Annotated in this window: 15 protein-coding genes; 3 read left to right on the top strand and 12 right to left on the bottom strand. The window is 71.1% G+C overall.

All coding sequences use genetic code 11. The features are described 5' to 3' along the window. Positions 1-130: 130 nt before the first annotated feature. A complete protein-coding gene (locus DRB96_RS02655) occupies positions 131-1,288 on the top strand; it encodes a M48 family metallopeptidase (protein ID WP_112446584.1) in 1,158 nt (385 codons plus the stop codon). Here the strand turns inward: DRB96_RS02655 and DRB96_RS02650 are convergent. The 7 genes from DRB96_RS02650 to DRB96_RS02620 form a co-directional block, all read right to left on the bottom strand. Then, positions 1,272-2,420: a hypothetical protein gene (locus DRB96_RS02650; protein WP_112446583.1), complete on the bottom strand. Its 1,149-nt coding sequence runs from the start codon at positions 2,418-2,420 to the stop codon at positions 1,272-1,274. The genes DRB96_RS02655 and DRB96_RS02650 overlap by 17 nt on opposite strands. A 67-nt stretch (positions 2,421-2,487) precedes the next feature. Then, positions 2,488-3,048, bottom strand: coding sequence for a hypothetical protein (locus tag DRB96_RS02645; protein WP_112446582.1), 561 nt, complete (start codon positions 3,046-3,048; stop codon positions 2,488-2,490). 77 nt (positions 3,049-3,125) lie between these two features. Then, positions 3,126-4,403 (bottom strand): glutamate-5-semialdehyde dehydrogenase, encoded by a 1,278-nt coding sequence (locus tag DRB96_RS02640; protein ID WP_112446581.1) that lies wholly within the window; start codon positions 4,401-4,403, stop codon positions 3,126-3,128. Between the two features lie 95 nt (positions 4,404-4,498). Then, complete coding sequence (locus DRB96_RS02635; RefSeq protein ID WP_239516728.1) at positions 4,499-4,897, bottom strand: hypothetical protein; 399 nt, start codon at positions 4,895-4,897, stop codon at positions 4,499-4,501. A 99-nt stretch (positions 4,898-4,996) separates the two neighbouring features. Continuing rightward, positions 4,997-6,124, bottom strand: a complete 1,128-nt coding sequence (proB, locus tag DRB96_RS02630) for a glutamate 5-kinase (protein WP_204357618.1) — start codon at positions 6,122-6,124, stop codon at positions 4,997-4,999. A 79-nt stretch (positions 6,125-6,203) separates the two neighbouring features. Beyond that, positions 6,204-6,683 (bottom strand): GtrA family protein, encoded by a 480-nt coding sequence (locus DRB96_RS02625; RefSeq protein WP_112446578.1) that lies wholly within the window; start codon positions 6,681-6,683, stop codon positions 6,204-6,206. After that, entirely contained in the window at positions 6,683-7,699 is a 1,017-nt protein-coding gene (locus tag DRB96_RS02620; RefSeq protein WP_239515992.1) for a glycosyltransferase family 2 protein, read from the bottom strand. The genes DRB96_RS02625 and DRB96_RS02620 overlap by 1 nt, the downstream gene beginning before the upstream one ends. Positions 7,700-7,856: 157 nt before the next feature. Between DRB96_RS02620 and DRB96_RS02615 the strand changes: the two genes are divergently transcribed. Beyond that, positions 7,857-10,727 (top strand): bifunctional glycosyltransferase family 2 protein/CDP-glycerol:glycerophosphate glycerophosphotransferase, encoded by a 2,871-nt coding sequence (locus DRB96_RS02615; RefSeq protein WP_112446577.1) that lies wholly within the window; start codon positions 7,857-7,859, stop codon positions 10,725-10,727. Further along, positions 10,724-11,929 carry a glycosyltransferase gene (locus DRB96_RS02610; RefSeq protein WP_239515991.1) on the top strand — a complete coding sequence of 402 codons (1,206 nt, stop codon included), beginning with the start codon at positions 10,724-10,726 and terminating at the stop codon, positions 11,927-11,929. The genes DRB96_RS02615 and DRB96_RS02610 overlap by 4 nt, the downstream gene beginning before the upstream one ends. A gap of 125 nt (positions 11,930-12,054) precedes the next feature. Here the strand turns inward: DRB96_RS02610 and galE are convergent, their stop codons facing one another. The 5 genes from galE to rplU all read right to left on the bottom strand — a co-directional run bounded on the left by galE (position 12,055) and on the right by rplU (position 17,088). Then, positions 12,055-13,044: a UDP-glucose 4-epimerase GalE gene (galE, locus tag DRB96_RS02605; RefSeq protein ID WP_112446576.1), complete on the bottom strand. Its 990-nt coding sequence runs from the start codon at positions 13,042-13,044 to the stop codon at positions 12,055-12,057. A gap of 92 nt (positions 13,045-13,136) precedes the next feature. Further along, entirely contained in the window at positions 13,137-14,759 is a 1,623-nt protein-coding gene (locus DRB96_RS02600) for a glycosyltransferase family 2 protein (protein WP_112446575.1), read from the bottom strand. Between the two features lie 127 nt (positions 14,760-14,886). Continuing rightward, on the bottom strand, positions 14,887-16,329 hold the full coding sequence (obgE, locus tag DRB96_RS02595) for a GTPase ObgE (RefSeq protein WP_112446574.1): 1,443 nt from the start codon (positions 16,327-16,329) through the stop codon (positions 14,887-14,889). Positions 16,330-16,499: 170 nt separating this feature from the next. Continuing rightward, positions 16,500-16,754 (bottom strand): 50S ribosomal protein L27, encoded by a 255-nt coding sequence (gene rpmA / locus DRB96_RS02590; protein WP_112446573.1) that lies wholly within the window; start codon positions 16,752-16,754, stop codon positions 16,500-16,502. Positions 16,755-16,767: 13 nt separating this feature from the next. Next, positions 16,768-17,088: a 50S ribosomal protein L21 gene (rplU, locus tag DRB96_RS02585; RefSeq protein WP_112446572.1), complete on the bottom strand. Its 321-nt coding sequence runs from the start codon at positions 17,086-17,088 to the stop codon at positions 16,768-16,770. Between the last annotated feature and the right edge of the window lie 215 nt (positions 17,089-17,303).

Here is a 17,303-nt window from a genome sequence, read left to right as displayed (position 1 = left end):
CTATCGAGTCGGGGAGCGGGCGGAGACTTCGCTCACATCGTATGCGGGGGCCTGGGGCACGCTCACGCCGACTCAGGCGTTGGAGAGGATAGACGGACCGACAGACGGACGGACCAACGGGGAGGGCGCTATGACGGGGACGGGCTTCGAGAAGGCACCGGCACGGGACCGCAGGAGGTTTCCCGGTATTTCCTCACGGGCGTACGAGCATCCGGCGGACCGCTCGGCGCTGGTGGCCCTGCGCAAGCTGACCGGCTTCGACACGGTCTTCAAGGCGCTGAGCGGGCTGCTGCCGGAGCGCAGTCTGCGACTGCTCTTCCTGTCGGACTCCGTCCGGGTGGGCGAGACGCAGTTCCCGCACCTGCACGCGATGCTCCTCGACGCCTGCTACATCCTGGACCTGGAGAAGGTCCCGCAGATGTACGTGCAGCAGGACCCCAAGCCGAACGCCATGTGCATCGGGCTGGACGAGCCGATCATCGTGGTCACCACCGCCCTCGTCGAGCTGCTCGACGAGGAGGAGATGCGGGCGGTGGTGGGCCACGAGGTGGGCCACGCCCTGTCGGGGCACGCCGTGTACCGCACGATCCTGCTCTTCCTGACGACCCTCGCGCTCAAGATCGCGTGGATCCCGCTGGGCAATGTGGCGATCATGGCGCTCGTGACCGCGCTGCGCGAGTGGTTCCGCAAGTCGGAGCTTTCGGCGGACCGGGCGGGTCTGCTGGTGGGACAGGACGTGCACGCCTCGATGCGCGGACTGATGAAGCTCGCGGGCGGCAACCACCTCCACGAGATGAACGTCGACGCGTTCCTCGCCCAGGCCGACGAGTACGAGAAGAGCGGCGACCTGCGCGACTCCGTGCTGAAGATCCTCAATGTGCTGCCCCGGACGCACCCCTTCACGACGGTGCGGGCGGCCGAGCTGAAGAAGTGGTCGCAGAACCGGGACTACCAGCGGATCATGGACGGCCACTATCCGCGGCGCGAGGAGGACAAGGACACCTCGGTGACCGACTCCTTCCGGCAGTCCGCCTCGCACTACGCCGACTCGGTGCGCACCAGCAAGGACCCGCTGATGAAGCTGGTCGGCGACCTCGCCGGCGGCACCGCGGACCTGGGCGGCAAGCTCCGGGACAAGTTCACGGGAGCGGGCGCGGGCTCGAGCGCGGGCTCCGGCGCGGGCTCGGGCTCGGCCGGCAGCGGGGACAAGGGCACGGACAGGGACCGGGACCGGGACAACGACGGGAACGGGGACGCCGGCCGGGGCGGGGCTACGGGGCAGGGCTGACGCCCTGCTCCGGGGAGGCCGTCGGCGCCATGACCCCGCACAGCCCGGCCGAGCGCCGCGGCTGCCCGCTGGCGTACGGATCGCTCGCGGCCGGGCCGACGGTGGTCGGCCCGGCGCCGGCCGGCAGCGGGCGGAAGCCCGCAGCCGGGTCGGCGGAGCAGTCCTGCGGTCCGGCCATGACGTAGGCCGTGACCAGCTCCGCCCGCCGGGCCGTGAGGTCGTCGCGGTCGAAGCGCAGTTTCAGCTCACGCCGGACGGTGAAGAGCGAGGAGCCGTCCGCGGCGGCCGGCAGGCCGGTGGCCGGGCGCACGGCGTAGACGAAGGTGTGGTCGGTGGTCACTTCCAGCACGTTCGGGCCTGCCTCGTGGAAGGCGAGCACTCCGCTGACCCGGACCCTGGTGTCGGCCACGACCGCGACGGCGGGGTCGAAGCGGACCAGCCAGCCCGTGACGGCGTGCCGCCCGTCACCGGACGGCGCGAGCACGCTCTGGTCGAACTGCGTCAGCTGGGCGGGATCGAGCAGGACCCGCACCGGCCGGGAGGCCGTCGCGGACAGCACGTCGGGGTCCAGTGAGGACTGCACCAGGTAGTCCTTGGCGATGGTCAGCGCGGCGAGCACCTGGCTGTCGGTGAAGTGGTGGGTGCGGCGCACGGCGGGCAGGTTGATCCCGGCCGCCCCGACGCGGTAGTGCGCTGCCGGGCTCTTCGCGTACAGGTCGGCGGGCCGGCCGCCCGGTACGGGTTCGGTGGGCGCGAGCGGGACGACGGTGCTGCTGAGCGCCTCCGCCGGGCCTTCGGCGGGTGGCACGTAGGGGTTGCGCAGCCCCATGTAGACGGCGGCGGCGAGCGCCAGGGTGATGCACAGCACGATGACGCGGCCCTGCCGGGCCGCCGACGCGCCGCCGCGCGGTCCGGCGGCACCCGCGCCCGACCAGAACGACCGGCTGCGTACGGCGCGGGCGTGCTCGCCCATGCGTTCCTGCGCCGAGAACTCCTGGAGCCGGGCAGCCCGGACGAAGTCGTCGTCGAACACGACCGATCGGTACTCGTCCGACCGGAAGTCGTCGTCGCCCCCTTCGGTGCCTCCGGGGGTGCCGTTGGTGCCGCTGGGTGGATCTCCTGACACGGCCATCGCTTCTCCCCGCTGTCCCCGCTTCAGAGAAGCCCCCGGCTCCGGCGAAAGGGAGCGGGGTCTACCTTCAGGGTTGGCGGCCGACGCGGTCCATAAACTTGCCCGCACCGGCGACTTCGCCCATCGGGGTGCTGGCGGGCGCCGGAGCGGGTTCGGCGTCGCTCGCGGCGCTGCGGTAGACGGCGCTGAAGGCGAGCGCGATCATGCCGAGGCCCATCACGAAGGCGAGGATCCAGGCGACCGGGCGCAGCCAGGGCGAGCGTCCCCGGTAGGGGCGCAGGCTGCCGCCGTACGCGCCGTAGGGGCCGTCCGGGTACCCGAAGCCGTGGCCGTGGTCCCAGCCCGAGTCGTCGGACCGGTGGCCGTCGGGAGGGGAGTACGCGTACGCGTCGTAGTCCTCGTCGCCCGTCCAGCCGCCGGCGAAGGCGGCGCGGGCGGCCTCGGCCGCCTCGGCGCGCGCCCGGTCGCCGGCCCGCTGGCGCTCCGCGGCGCTCGGTTCACGGATCTCGGCGTTCCGGACGAAGTCCTCGTCGAACACCACGGAGGCGAAGTCCTTGTCCGCGCCTCCGCGGTCGTCGTCGGGCTCCCCGTCGTCCGGGAACGGTTTGCCCCCCACGTCGTCCGGCACGGGACCAGCGTAGACCTGAGGGACACCTTTGGGCAGGGTGTGCGCCGAAATCCGGCCACACGGTGTTCAGGGGTCGGTTACCGTACGTGACCGTCGCCGGTGACGATGTACTTGGTCGAGGTGAGCTCCGGAAGCCCCATGGGGCCCCGGGCGTGCAGCTTCTGGGTGGAGATGCCGATCTCCGCACCGAAGCCGAACTGACCACCGTCCGTGAACCGGGTGGAGGCGTTCACGGCAACCGTCGTCGAGTCGACCAGCTGGGTGAAGCGGCGCGCGGCGGCCTGCGAGGTGGTGACGATCGCCTCGGTGTGGCCGGAGGTCCAGCGGCGGATGTGGGCGACGGCGTCGTCGAGGGAGTCGACGACCCCGGCGGCGATGTCGTAGGAGAGGTACTCGGCGGCCCAGTCCTCGTCGGTGGCGGGGAGCGCGGTGACCTTGGTGCCTTCGGCGTACGAGAGCACCTCGCCGTCGCCGTGGACGGTCACGCCGGCTTCGGCGAGTGCGTCCAGGGCCAGCGGCAGGAAGGCGGCGGCGATGTCCCGGTGGACGAGGAGGGTCTCGGCCGAGTTGCAGACCGAGGGCCGCTGGGCCTTGGAGTTGATCAGGATGTCCACGGCCATGGCCAGGTCGGCCTGGGCGTCCACGTAGACGTGGCAGTTGCCGGTACCGGTCTCGATGACCGGGACGATGGACTCCTCGACCACGGTCTTGATGAGGGAGGCGCCGCCGCGCGGGATGAGCACGTCGACGAGGCCGCGGGCGCGCATCAGCTCGCGGACGGAGTCGCGGGACTCACCGGGGACGAGCTGGATCGCGTCGGCGGGCAGACCGGCCCCGGAGATGGCGTCCCGCAGGATGCCGACGAGGGCCGTGTTGGAGGCGTAGGCGGAGGAGGAGCCGCGCAGCAGGACGGCGTTGCCGGACTTCAGGCAGAGGGCGGCGGCGTCGACGGTGACGTTGGGGCGTGCCTCGTAGATGATGCCGACGACGCCGAGCGGGACACGGATCTGGCGCAGGTCGATGCCGTTGGGGAGGGTGGAGCCGCGGACGACCTCGCCGACGGGGTCGGGCAGTGCCGCGACGTCGCGCACGTCGGAGGCGATGGCCTTGACGCGCTCGGGGGTGAGGGTCAGGCGGTCGATGACGGTCTCGCTCGTCCCGGCCTCGCGGGCCTTGGCCGTGTCGACGGCGTTGGCCTCGACGATCTCGGCGGTACGGGCCTCCAGCGCGTCGGCGATGGCCAGCAGGGCGGTGTCCTTGGCGGACCGCGGGAGCGGGGCGATGGCCGCGGCGGCGGTGCGGGCGGCTTGCGCGGTGGCGATCACGGGCGAGGTGGTGGCATCGAGCGAGGTCATGCGGCCAGGGTAATCCCCGCCCCGGCCGGGCCGGATGGGGTTCCACCCCCCGAGACGGCCGCCTCCTTGGCACACCGCCCCCGGCGCCGGGCGCGTCAGTAGGGGTGCACGCCCACCGGGTGGGCCGGGGGCGGGCCGTAGCCCTCGGCGACGCGCTGGTGGTAGGTGGCCCGGTCGATGACCTCCAGGCCGACGATCTCCCAGGGCGGCAGCTTCGCCGAGGAGCGGTGCTCGCCCCACAGCCGCAGAGCGACGGCCGCCGCGTCGTGGAGGTCGCGGGCCTCCTCCCAGTAGCGGATTTCCGCGTGGTCGTCGGCGTACCGGCTGGTCAGCAGGAAGGGGTGGTCGTGGGCGAGCTGCTCCAGCCCGCGTCGGACCTCGCACAGCGGCGCCGGCTTCCCGGAGACGCTCAGGGTGATGTGCCACAGACGGGAGGAGTCCCGGTCCTCCCCGCTCCCGCCGATGTCACCGTCCCCGGTGCCGACGCTGGTCAGCGCTCGTCTCACCAGCCGCCTCCTCGTCCCGCGCCATTGCCTGTCCGCCCCTCACAGTTGACCAGTCCTCGGCCCACCGCGCGGCGGTTTTGCCGAACCTCAGCCCTGCAGCAGGACCAGATCGTCCCGGTGGACGACCTCCCGCTCGTACTCGGGTCCGAGTTCGCGCGCGAGCTCGCGCGTGGAGCGGCCGAGGAGCCGCGGAAGCTCCTTGGCGTCGAAGTTGACGAGGCCGCGGGCGACGGCCCGGCCGTCGGTCGAGCGCAGTTCGACGGGGTCGCCGGCGACGAAGTCGCCCTCGACCGAGGCGATGCCCGCGGGCAGCAGCGAGCTGCCGCGCTCGGTGACCGCGCGGACGGCTCCGTCGTCCAGGACGAGGTGCCCCTGCGGGGTCGACGCGTGCTGGAGCCAGAGCAGCCGGTCGGTGGACCGGCGCCCGGTGGAGTGGAACAGGGTGCCCGTCTCCCGCCCGGCCAGGGCGTCCGCGGCCTGGCTGGCCGAGGTCAGGACGACGGGGATGCCGGCCGCCGCGGCGATCCGCGCGGCCTCGACCTTGGTGGCCATGCCGCCGGTGCCGACACCCGCCTTGCCGACGCTGCCGATGGTGACGTGGGCGATGTCCTCGGGGCCGCGCACCTCGTCGATGCGGCTGGTGCCGGGCTGGGCCGGGTCCCCGTCGTAGAGGCCGTCCACGTCCGAGAGGAGCACGAGGAGGTCGGCGCGGACGAGGTGGGCCACGAGCGCGGCGAGGCGGTCGTTGTCGCCGAAGCGGATCTCGTCGGTGGCGACGGTGTCGTTCTCGTTGACGACGGGCAGGGCGCCCATGGCCAGGAGCTGGTCCAGGGTCCGGTAGGCGTTGCGGTAGTGCGCGCGCCGGCTGGTGTCGTCGGTGGTGAGCAGCACCTGGCCGACGCGGATCCCGTACCGGGCGAAGGAGGCGGTGTACCGGGCGACGAGCAGGCCCTGCCCGACGCTGGCGGCGGCCTGCTGGCGGGCCAGGTCCGTGGGGCGGCGGTGCAGGCCGAGCGGGGAGAGCCCGGCGGCGATGGCTCCGCTGGAGACCAGGACGATCTCCTTCTCGCCGCCGCCGCGCGCCTTGGCCAGTACGTCGACCAGGGCGTCCACCCGGTCGGCGTCGAGTCCGCCGGTGGCCGTGGTCAGGGAGGAGGATCCGACCTTGACCACGATCCTGCGCGCGTCGAGCACACCCTGCCTAGCCGCTGACACGTCTGTCCCCTTGCCCCTCGCCTTGCCCGACCCTGCCCGCTCAATCTACGGGGTGGCCGGGCGGGGCCGCCCTCCGGTTTCAGACCGTGGACGGCTTGCGGGCCTGCTCCGCTTCCCCGGCCTGGTCCCCGGTGCCCGGGATGAGGATCTTGCGGGACAGGACGAAGGTGAACGGGATGGCCAGGACCGCGGCGACCAGCGGCGCGATCTTGGTGTTCATGCCCGCCCAGGTCACCAGGGCGTACAGGCCGGCGGACTGGATCACGTAGTTCGTGATGTTGGTCAGCGGGAAGAGCAGGAACTTCTTCCAGGTCGGCCGGGTGCGGTAGGTGAAGTAGGTGTTCATGAAGAACGAGCCGACCATCGCCAGCACGAAGGCGAGGGTGTAGGCGGCGAAGTACGGCATGAACGGGTGCAGGATCAGGTACAGCACGAAGAAGGTGCCGGTGTTGACCCCGCCGACCAGCGCGAACCGGAAGATCTGGCCGAGCTGCGTCCTGCGGTCCGGCTTGGCCGGGTCGCGGGGGGTGTCGCGGGGGGTTTCGGGCTTGTTCCGCATCAGCTGCTGCGCTCCGCGATCACGCTCTCGGGCACCGCGGTGCCGCTGGTCTTCCGGATGTCCTCGGCGGCCCGCACGTCGCGGGGCAGGGGCTCCGTGCCGTGCGACTCCTTGACGAGGAAGTGCGGCCGGCGCTTGGTCTCGTAGTAGATGCGGCCGATGTACTCGCCGATCAGCCCCAGCATGATCATCTGAACGCCGCCGAGGCCGACGATGATCGCGACGAGGGTGACGTAGCCCGGGGAGGTCACGCCCTGGGTCATCGCGATGACCGCGATCGACAGGGCGTACAGCGCCGTCAGGGCCACCAGCGAGACGCCCGCCCAGATGGCGATGCGCAGCGGCCGGTTGTTGAACGAGATCAGCCCGTCCATGCCGTAGTTCACCAGGGAGCCGAACTTCCACTTCGTCTCGCCGGCCTCGCGCTGCGCGTTGCGGTAGTCGAAGTGGACGGTGTCGAAACCGATCCAGGAGAAGAGGCCCTTGGAGAAGCGGTTGTACTCGGGCAGCGACAGCAGGGCGTCCACGGCCGGGCGCGACAGCAGCCGGAAGTCGCCGACGCCGTCGGTGAGCTCCACGTCGACCCACCGGTTGATGCCCCGGTAGTAGAGGCGGCTCAGCGCGGTGCGGACCTTCTTGTCGCCCTCGCGCGTGCGGCGGGCGATGATCTGGTCGTGTCCCAGCCGGTAGTAGTCGAGCATGGTGGCGATGAGCTCCGGCGGGTGCTGGAGGTCCGCGTCCATGATGACCACCGCGTCGCCGGTCGCCTCGCGCAGGCCGGCGAGCATGCCGGCCTCCTTGCCGAAGTTCCGGCTGAAGGAGACGTAGCGGGTCTGGTCGGCGTACTGGGCCGCGATCTTGCGGAGCTTGCCGAGGGTGCCGTCGCGGCTGCCGTCGTCGACGTAGCAGACCTCGTACTCGACGGGGAGGGCGTCCAGGACCTTGCGGATCTCCGTGTCGAAGCTGTCGATGACGGCTTCCTCGTTGTAGCAAGGGACTACTACGGACAGCTTCATGAACACTTCCTGCGGGTCCGAACGGGTGATTGTCGGCGACCGGACCTGCCACTCACCTCTTCCTTAGAAGTATGCACGCCGGTCGCGGGGCTGCCGGGGGCGAGTGCGGCACACGGTAGCTTTGACTGGATAAGCGGAATGAATCAAAGGGATCGAGGTGCACGTGCCTGACGTCTCCGTGGTCGTCATCGTCTACAACGACGCAGAGCGTCTGCCGACAGCCGTCCAGTCGGTTTTGGACCAGACTCTGCACGGGGTCGAAGTCGTGATCGTCGACGACTGCAGCAAGGACCGGTCCTACGCGGTCGCCCAGGAGCTCGAGTCCGCGCATCCGGGGAGGGTGCGCGCCTTCCGGCTGCCGGAGAACAGCGGGGGCTGCGGCGCCCCCCGCAACCACGGCATCAAACAGGCCGTCGGCGAGTACGTCATGTTCCTGGACAGCGACGACGTTCTCGAACGCAACGCCTGCCGCAACATGCTCGACGCCGCCCGTCGGACCGGCTCCGACCTGGTCTCGGGCATGTGCGTCCGCGTGCACCTGGACAACCGGTGGGGCAAGACCACCGAGTGGTACCCGTGGATCTACGCGCGCACCCGCACGCTGGAGTCGATCACCGAGTTCCCCGACCTGCTGGTTTACGACACCCTCTCCACGAACAAGTGCTACCGGCGCGCGTTCCTGCTGGAACAGGGCCTGGAGTTCCCGGTCGGCATCCACTACGAGGACCTGCTCTTCTCCGCCCAGGCCTACGTCGCCGCCCGCCGCATCACGCTCATCCCGAACCACGTCTACTTCTGGAACGTGATCGAGAAGGCCGCTGCGAAGTCGATCAGCAACCGGCGCCACGAGATCGAGAACTTCGTCCACCGGATGGAGATCCACCGCCGCGTCGACGAGCTGCTGGCCGCCAAGGGCCACACCGAGATCAAGTCCGCGAAGGACGCCAAGTTCCTCAAGCACGACCTGGTGCTGCACCTGCGGGACCTGCCCCTGCTCGGTGACGCCTACCGCCAGGAGTTCGCCCGGCTCGCCAACGGCTACCTGGCCGGCATCGACCCGGCCGCGTACGAGCACGTCACGAACCTCCAGGCCATCTGCGCCTACCTGCTGGGCAAGCAGGACTGGGACAACCTCCTCCCGGCCGCCGACGCCATGACCAACAAGGGCCGGCTCACCTCCCCGCTCGCCGAGCGCGACGGCCGCGTCTACTGGTGCGCCGCCCATCTCGACGACGCCGAGGGCCGGCGGATACTGGACGTCACCGACCAGGGCTTCGCCACCACGGCGCTCACCTCCCTCGCCCTGGGCAACCGCCTCACCTCGTACGAGGACGACGGCCGCGGCACCGTCACGCTGTCGGGCGCCGTCGTGAACCCGCTGGGCCGCATCCGTCCCGAAGCGGAACTGAAGGCCTCGCTCGAATTCCGAGCCCGCCGGCAGATCGGGGTCCGCTCCTTCAGCTTCCCGGTGTCAACCGTGCGCCACGCCGGTGACACGATCGAGTGGAACGTCACGGCCGACATCGGGAGCACCGTCCGCCCCTTCGGCATCATCGACGCCGTCTGGGACGTACGCCTGAAGTTGACGGCCGGCGGCTCCCGGCTGACCACCCGCGTCTCCGTCGGCGGCGTCGATCTGGAGAAGGCGGCCCGGCTGCGCGTGCGCCCCCGCCTGACCCGGCTGGTCTCCGACCGCTTCGAGCCCGAGGTGACCAAAAAGGGCAACCTCTCCTACGTCCTGACCGCCGAGGGCGCCGCGGCCGTGCGCACTCAGACGCTGATCAACAGCGCGATGCACGGCAAGGCCGCCGGCCTGGTCAAGCGGGGTCTGCGCAAGGCACTGCGGACCCGCCGCAACCTCGGCTCGGGCGAGCAGAAGGTCAAGGTCTACCACGAGGTCTTCTCGAAGCTGCCGGTCAAGAAGGGCACCGTCGTCTTCGAGAGCCACATGGGCAAGCAGTACAGCGACAGCCCGAAGGCGATCTACGAGGAGATGGTGCGCCAGGGCGTGCCCTTCGAGGCGATCTGGTCGTACGCGGGCGGCAAGCCCACGGGCTTCCCCAAGGGCGCCACCCTGGTGCGGCGCTGGAGCTGGCCGTACCTGCGCGCCCTGGCCCAGGCCGAGTACTGGGTCGACAACCAGGGCTTCCCGCTGGCGCTGACCAAGCGCCCGGGGACCACGTACATCCAGACCTGGCACGGCTCCGCGCTCAAGCGGATGGGCTTCCACGAGCCCCGCACCAAGGCCCAGGACCGGGCCGGCCAGCGCCGCTTCCAGGCGGCCGTCGACCGCTTCGACCACTTCCTGATCCGCTCCGAGCACGACGCGCGCACTCTCGCCAAGGGCTTCCGGCTGCGCGACGAGGTGCTGCTGCGCACGGGCTACCCGCGCAACGACGCCCTGGTCGCGGCGCACCGCTCCGAGGCGCACAGCGGCGAGCGGGTGCGCGGGCCGCTGGCCGGCGAGTTCGGGATCGACCCGGAGAAGAAGGTGCTGCTGTACGCGCCCACCTTCCGGGCGAACGCGGACGGCGCGGTCGAGGGGTTCGAGTTCCCCTTCGACGTGGAGGAGTTCGCCGACCGGCTCGGCGACCGCTTCACGCTGCTGGTGCGCACCCACTACCTCAACAGCGTCACGCTGCCGCCGTCCGTCGCCGGCCGGGTCATCGACGTGTCCAAGCACCACGACATCACGCCGCTGCTCGCCCTCGCCGACGGGCTGATCACCGACTACTCGTCCGTGATGTTCGACTACGCGGTCCTGGACCGGCCGATGCTGTTCTTCGCCTACGACTACGAGAAGTACGCGAACGACATCCGCGGCACCTACTTCGACCTGAAGGAGAAGGCCCCGGGCCCGGTCGTGGCCACGGCGGACGAACTGCTGCAGGCCCTCGCCGCGTTCGACGAGGCGGACGCCAAGTACGCCGAGGCGCGCCAGCGCTTCCTCACCGAGTTCGGCGAGTACGACCGCGGGGACGCGGCCGCCCGGATCGTCGAGAAGTTCTTCACCAGGAGCGGCAAGTGAGCACACGGACCGCCTCCGGGCAGGCCATCCAGGCCGCGGAACAGGGCCCCGTCGGCGGACGGGACATCTTCCTCGTCTCCAACAGCGTCGACGAGCTCGGCGGCGTGACGACCTGGTCGCACCAGATGGCCCGGCTGTTCAGCGAGCGCGGGCACCGGGTGCACGTGGTGGGTATCGCCCCCGTCGCCGAGGAGATCCGGCAGAAGCTGCCCGCCGAACTGCCGTACGCGACGACCACGCTGTACGACGCGGCGCCCCCCGCGGCGCGCCGGCTGCACGGCATCAAGGGCCGCCTCAACGCGCCCGAGCGGCGCCGCCAGTCGGTCCGCCGGGCGAAGATGCGGGCCAAGGCGGAGCAGCTGAACGAGCTGCTGCGCGCGGCCCGTCCCGGGGGCGTCCTGATCGTGACCCAGGTCTGGGCGATGGAGTGGGTGGCCCTCGCCGACACCAAGGGGTTCACCGTCATCGGCATGAGCCACGAGTCTTTCGAGGCCAGCCAGAAGTCCACCCGGGGACAGCGGGTCCGCCGCCTCTACGCGGACGTCGACCGGATGCTCGTGCTGACCCCCGAGGACGCGGACCTCTGGATCCGGGCGGGCATGGAGAACGTCGCCAGCATGCCGAACCCGCTGCCGTTCATGCCCGACTCCCCCGCGCCGCGCACCGAGAAGGTCGTGGCGAGCGTCGGCCGCCTCGCCTTCGAGAAGGGCGTGGACCTGCTGCTCGACGCGTGGGCGGACGCGGCGCCGCAGCACCCCGGCTGGATCCTGCGGATCTACGGGGCCGGCGTGGAGGAGCCCGTGCTGCGGGCGCACGCCGCCGAGCTCGGAGTCGAGGACTCCGTGGAATGGATGGGCAGCACCGACGACGTGCTGGGCGCGCTGCGCGGGGCCTCCGTCTTCGCGCAGGCCTCGCGCGCCGAGGGGTTCCCGATCACGCTGCTGGAGGCGATGGCGGCGGGCGTACCGGTGGCCGCCTTCGACTGCGCGCCGGGCGTGCGGGAAATCGTGGAGCACGGCGAGGACGGGCTGCTGGCCCGGCTCGGCAACACGATGGAGCTCGCCGGGCAGCTGAACCTGCTGATGTCCGACCGCGAACTGCGCGACCGGCTCGGCGACACCGCCTTCCGCCACGTGCAGCGCTATTCCAGCGCCGAGATCACCGACCGGTGGGAAGGGCTGTTCTCCTTCCTGGAGCGCTGATCCCGACGGGCTGGTCCCGTCACCGCGTACGAAGCCGCCCGCCCCGGTCGTTTCCGGGGCGGGCGGCTTCGTACGCGGTGACGGCCCGCGCGGGCGGCGCCGGTGGCGCCGCCCGCCTCGGCGGGTCAGGCCTTGGTGCGGGCCTCCCAGCCCTCCCAGGCCGAGGTGATCATCTCGCGCACGTCGTGGCGGGCCTTCCAGCCCAGCTCGGCCGTGATCCGGTCGGCGGAGGCGACGACCTTCGCCGGGTCGCCGGCCCGCCGCGGGGAGACCGCGGGCGCGTAGGCGGCATCGGTGTGCCCGGTGGTCTCGTTCACGATCTCGACCATCTCGCGGACGGAAACGCCCTCGCCGCGGCCGATGTTGACCGTCAGGTCCTTGTACTCGCCCTGCGCGCCCCACTCGACGAGCTTGCGGGCCGCCACGACGTGGGCCTCCGCGAGGTCCGCGACGTGGATGTAGTCGCGGATGCAGGTGCCGTCCGGGGTCGGGTAGTCGTCGCCGAAGATCCGGGCGCCCTCGCCCTTGTCGAAGCGCTCGAAGATCATCGGGACCAGGTTGAAGACCCCGGTGTCGGCGAGCTGCGGGGTGGCGGCGCCCGCCACGTTGAAGTAGCGCAGGCAGGCGGTGGAGATCCCGTGGGCCTTGCCCGCGGCGCGGACCAGCCACTCGCCGGCCAGCTTCGTCTCGCCGTACGGGCTCAGCGGCAGGCAGGGGGTGTCCTCGGTGACGAGGTCGACGTCGGGCATCCCGTACACGGACGCGGAGGAGGAGAAGAGGAAGTTGCGGACGCCGGCGGCGGCCACGGCCCCGAGCAGGACCGTGAGGCCGTGCACGTTCTCGTGGTAGTAGTGCAGCGGCTTCTCGACGGACTCGCCGACCTGCTTCTTGCCCGCGAGGTGGACCACGCCGGTGATCTCGTACCGGGCGAAGGTCTCGTCCAGGACCTGCCGGTCCAGCACGGAACCGACCACCAGCGGTACGCCTTCCGGGACGCGGTCGGCGTTGCCCGTGGAGAGGTCGTCGACCACCACGACCTCCTCGCCCGCGAGCAGCATCGCGCGGACGACGTGCGCCCCGATGTAACCGGCACCACCAGTGATCAGGAACGTCATGCGTAACTCCTTAGTTCTCTGTCGTGTCTCTTGCCGCGGCGGACCGCGACCGGCCGCAGTCGTCCGCAGTCGGCCGCGGCCGGGCCTTGGACCTAGCGGACCCTCCTGCGGACCCGGTACATGCGACTGCGCGCGAGGCTCGCGACTCCCGCGGCACCCGGCGCGAGCCGCAGCGCCAGCGATCCGCCGGCCGTGCGGTAAGGCTGGGCCAACAGCACACCGTACCGGCTGCTGGGCAGCATCCGCCGGTGCAGCAGGCTGCCCAGGGGGCGCGGGGAGGTGAGCAGGGAGCTCCCGTCGGCGCACTCCACGCCCACCTTCACGTCCCAGGCCTGCATCCCGCGCCGGCCCTCGCCGCGCCCGAGGGCGGCCAGCGTGGTCAGCCGGAAGGGCAGCTCCGCGGTCCAGTGGCCGCCGTCCGCCGAGGGGGTCAGCGCGACCGGCTCGGAGACCAGCGGCTTGCCGGGGTCGCCCCGGGGCAGGAAGCGCAGCTGGACGGTGCGCGGGCCGGCCGCGGCGAGGCGTCCGTAGAAGTCGTGCACGCGCAGCCGGATCCCGGCGTAGCCGCTCGGCTCGGCGTCGACGGTGACGGGGAGCTCGCTGGTCGCGAGCCCGTCCAGCCCGTCCAGCTCCACCGGCAGGGTCCCGCTCCACACCGGTGTCCCGTCGGCGCCGGTCGCGTACGGGGGAAGCAGCCGGGGCGGGTCGGCCGCGAAGCGGGTGAGGCGGAGGAGGTCGTCGGGTGCGGGCGGGGCCTCGGTGGCGCGCAGCACCCGTACGATCCAGCGCGCGTGTGCACCGGCGGCCTCGATGTCGGCGTCGGCGAAACCGGCGAGGTAATCGCGGGTCAGCCGCCACCAGGCGGACTGGTACTCGGGGTCCTTGCCGAGCTCGCGCAGGTACATGCGCAGGTCGTACTCGAGGAATTTGACCTGGCAGGCGCGGCCCAGCAGGGGCGAGGACCCGGTGATGACGCGGGAGGCCGTGCGGTGGGCCTCCACACGGGCCCGCCAGTTGCCGACGTCCTTGCGGTCCAGGGAGATCGACACCCGGGCGGCGTCGCGGCGCACGTGCCACACGTAGACGAGGTCGCCGATCACCGCGATGCGCGGGGCGGCGGCGAGCACGCGGGCGGTGAAGACGAAGTCCTCGTAGACGAACCGGCCGTCGGGGAAGCGGATCCCGTGCTCGTCCAGGAACGCCCGGTCGTACAGCTTGTTGACGCAGAGGGTGTCGCGGACCAGCTCCGGCCGGTCGGCGGGGGTCTCGATGACCTCGCCCGGGGTGTACAGGCCGGGCACCCAGGGCACGTCGCGGCCCTCGGGCAGCTCCCTGCGCACACAGGCGCCGACGGTGACCGGCGCCCGGTGCTCCCCGGCGGCGCGCACCAGTGCGTCGACCGCACCCGGGGGCAGGACGTCGTCACTGTCCAGGAACAGGACGTACGGGGCGCTCGCGGCAGCGATCCCGTCATTGCGCGGGGTGCCGCAGCCCCCGCTGTTCTCCGTGCGGCGCACGACCTTCAGGCGGGGGTGGCGGGCTGCCAGCTCGTCCAGCACCTGCGCGGTGCCGTCGGCTGAGGCATCGTCGACCGCGATCACTTCGGCGACAACCGGACCCTGGGCGAGGGCCGAGGAAACGGCCTCGCCCACCAGCCTGGCGTCGTTGTACGCGATCACCACGACGGAGACTGTGGGGGTTTGGGTGCTCGTCACCCGTGGATCCTAGGCCACCCGGGTAAACACAGCTTCAAGATCACCCCACGGAAGGGGCGGGAAGCGGAATCCCGCGGGCCGACGGGATCCGGACCGTGAGCACGGCCCGGATCCCGACGGGGACCGATCAGAAGGGACGGAACTCGTCGTACTCCTTCTGCGCGGTGTCCCGCTCGGCTTCCTTCTCCTTGCGGCGCGTGGTGGCCGGACGCGGCGCCTCGAGGCGGTGGTCCTCACCGCGGCGGCCCAGCATCTCGGCGCCGGCCATCATGGTCGGCTCCCAGTCGAAGACGACCGCGTTCTCGTCGGACCCGATGGCGACGCCGTCGCCGGCACGGGCACCGGCCTTGCGCAGCGCCTCCTCGACACCGAGGCGGTTGAGACGGTCCGCGAGGTAGCCGACGGCCTCGTCGATGTTGAAGTCGGTCTGGCGGACCCAGCGCTCCGGCTTCTCGCCGCGCACCCGGTAGACGTCCTCGACCTCGTCGTAGGTGATGGTGAAGCCGCTGTCGTCCACGGCCTTCGGGCGGATGACGATACGGGTCGCCTCCTCCTTCGGCTTGCGGGCGCGGGACTTCGCGATGACCTCGGCGAGGAAGAAGGACAGCTCCTTGAGACCCGTGCGCGAGAGCGCGGAGACCTCGAAGACCTTGTAGCCGCGGGCCTCCAGGTCCGGGCGGACCATGTCGGCGAGCTCCTGGCCGTCCGGGATGTCGACCTTGTTCAGGACGACGAGCCGCGGGCGCTTCTCCAGGCCGGCACCGTAGAGCCGGAGCTCTTCCTCGATGGCGTCGAGGTCGGCGACCGGGTCGCGGTCGGACTCCAGGGTGGCGGTGTCCAGGACGTGCACGAGGATCGAGCAGCGCTCGACGTGGCGCAGGAACTCCAGGCCGAGGCCCTTGCCCTGGCTGGCGCCCGGGATGAGGCCCGGGACGTCGGCGATCGTGTAGACCGTCGAGCCGGCGGTGACGACGCCCAGGTTCGGGACGAGGGTGGTGAAGGGATAGTCCGCGATCTTCGGCTTGGCCGCGGAGAGCACCGAGATCAGCGAGGACTTGCCCGCGCTCGGGAAACCGACCAGCGCCACGTCGGCGACGGTCTTGAGCTCCAGGATGACGTCGCCGCCGGTGCCGGGGACGCCGAGGAGCGCGAAGCCGGGCGCCTTGCGGCGGGCGGAGGACAGCGCGGCGTTGCCGAGGCCGCCGCGGCCGCCCTCGGCGGCCACGTAGGTGGTGCCCTGGCCGACGAGGTCGGCGAGGACGTTGCCCTCCTTGTCGAGGACGACGGTGCCGTCCGGCACGGGCAGGACCAGGTCCTGGCCGTCCTTGCCGGAGCGGTTGCCGCCCTCGCCGGGCTTGCCGCTGGTGGCCTTGCGGTGGGGGCTGTGGTGGTAGTCCAGCAGGGTGGTGACAGCCTGCTCCACCACCAGGATGACGTCGCCGCCACGGCCGCCGTTGCCGCCATCGGGGCCGCCGAGCGGCTTGAACTTCTCCCGGTGAACGGAGGCGCAGCCGTGGCCCCCGTTACCCGCGGCGACGTGCAGCTCGACGCGGTCCACGAAGGTGGTCATGGGTGATCCTCCAGATACATACGGGAATGTCCCGGGCAGGCCTTGCTGCCCATTAAACGTGTCTATGTGACAACGCGCCGAGGGCGGACCTCTCTTCCCGGCTCGCGCCGGGAAGAGTTGAGATCCGCCCTCGGGATGTTTCGGGTACTACTGGTTCAGCGGAAGCTGAATCAGGCAGCCGGAACGATGTTGACGACCTTGCGGCCACGGTGCGTGCCGAACTGGACCGAACCGGCCAGCAGCGCGAACAGCGTGTCGTCGCCACCACGACCGACACCCGAACCGGGGTGGAAGTGGGTGCCGCGCTGGCGGACGAGGATCTCACCAGCGGAAACGACCTGACCGCCGAAGCGCTTCACGCCGAGCCGCTGAGCATTGGAATCGCGCCCGTTCCGGGTGGACGATGCGCCCTTCTTGTGTGCCATGTCTCAGTCCCTCTTACTTCGCAGCCGCGGGGATACCGGTGACCTTGATCGCCGTGTACTGCTGGCGGTGACCCTGGCGACGGCGGTAGCCGGTCTTGTTCTTGTAACGCAGGATGTCGATCTTGACGCCCTTGTGGTGGTCCACGATCTCAGCCGTGACCTTGACGCCGGCCAGGACCCACGGGTCGCTGGTCACGGCTTCGCCGTCGACAACGAGCAGGGTCGAGAGCTCGACCGTGTCGCCAACCTTGGCGGTGGGAATCTTGTCAACCTCAACGATGTCACCGACAGCAACCTTGTGCTGGCGGCCACCGCTGCGCACGATGGCGTACACGCGGATCTCTCTCTCACTCGGGGCGGGTACTCCTGAAGCCAGCCGCTCAGGCAGGACCCGCCACGAGGGCAGGACCACACCGATCCGGATTGGACGAGCGGCCTCTCCCGCACGTGGTGCTCAGCGGGAGGAAGGTGCTCAGGAGTGCGGCGCGTTTTAAACGTAATCGTCTAAGACACGCCGACGGTCTAGGTTACGGGGCCGGTACCGGAGGG

Source organism: Streptomyces sp. ICC1 (genome assembly GCF_003287935.1).
GTDB classification, from domain to species: Bacteria; Actinomycetota; Actinomycetes; order Streptomycetales; family Streptomycetaceae; genus Streptomyces; species Streptomyces tritrimontium.
The sequence above is the reverse complement of the archived record's forward strand: the minus strand, read 5'-3'. Positions and strand labels throughout refer to the sequence as shown.

What these genes read in the sequence shown, in the direction of transcription:
- DRB96_RS02655 (WP_112446584.1), top strand. Translation starts at nt 131, where the DNA reads ATGACGGGGACGGGCTTCGAGAAGGCACCGGCACGGGACCGCAGGAGG.
- DRB96_RS02650 (WP_112446583.1), bottom strand. Translation starts at nt 2,420, where the DNA reads ATGGCCGTGTCAGGAGATCCACCCAGCGGCACCAACGGCACCCCCGGA.
- DRB96_RS02640 (WP_112446581.1), bottom strand. Translation starts at nt 4,403, where the DNA reads ATGACCTCGCTCGATGCCACCACCTCGCCCGTGATCGCCACCGCGCAA.
- DRB96_RS02625 (WP_112446578.1), bottom strand. Translation starts at nt 6,683, where the DNA reads ATGCGGAACAAGCCCGAAACCCCCCGCGACACCCCCCGCGACCCGGCC.
- DRB96_RS02620 (WP_239515992.1), bottom strand. Translation starts at nt 7,699, where the DNA reads ATGAAGCTGTCCGTAGTAGTCCCTTGCTACAACGAGGAAGCCGTCATC.
- galE (WP_112446576.1), bottom strand. Translation starts at nt 13,044, where the DNA reads ATGACGTTCCTGATCACTGGTGGTGCCGGTTACATCGGGGCGCACGTC.
- obgE (WP_112446574.1), bottom strand. Translation starts at nt 16,329, where the DNA reads ATGACCACCTTCGTGGACCGCGTCGAGCTGCACGTCGCCGCGGGTAAC.
- rpmA (WP_112446573.1), bottom strand. Translation starts at nt 16,754, where the DNA reads ATGGCACACAAGAAGGGCGCATCGTCCACCCGGAACGGGCGCGATTCC.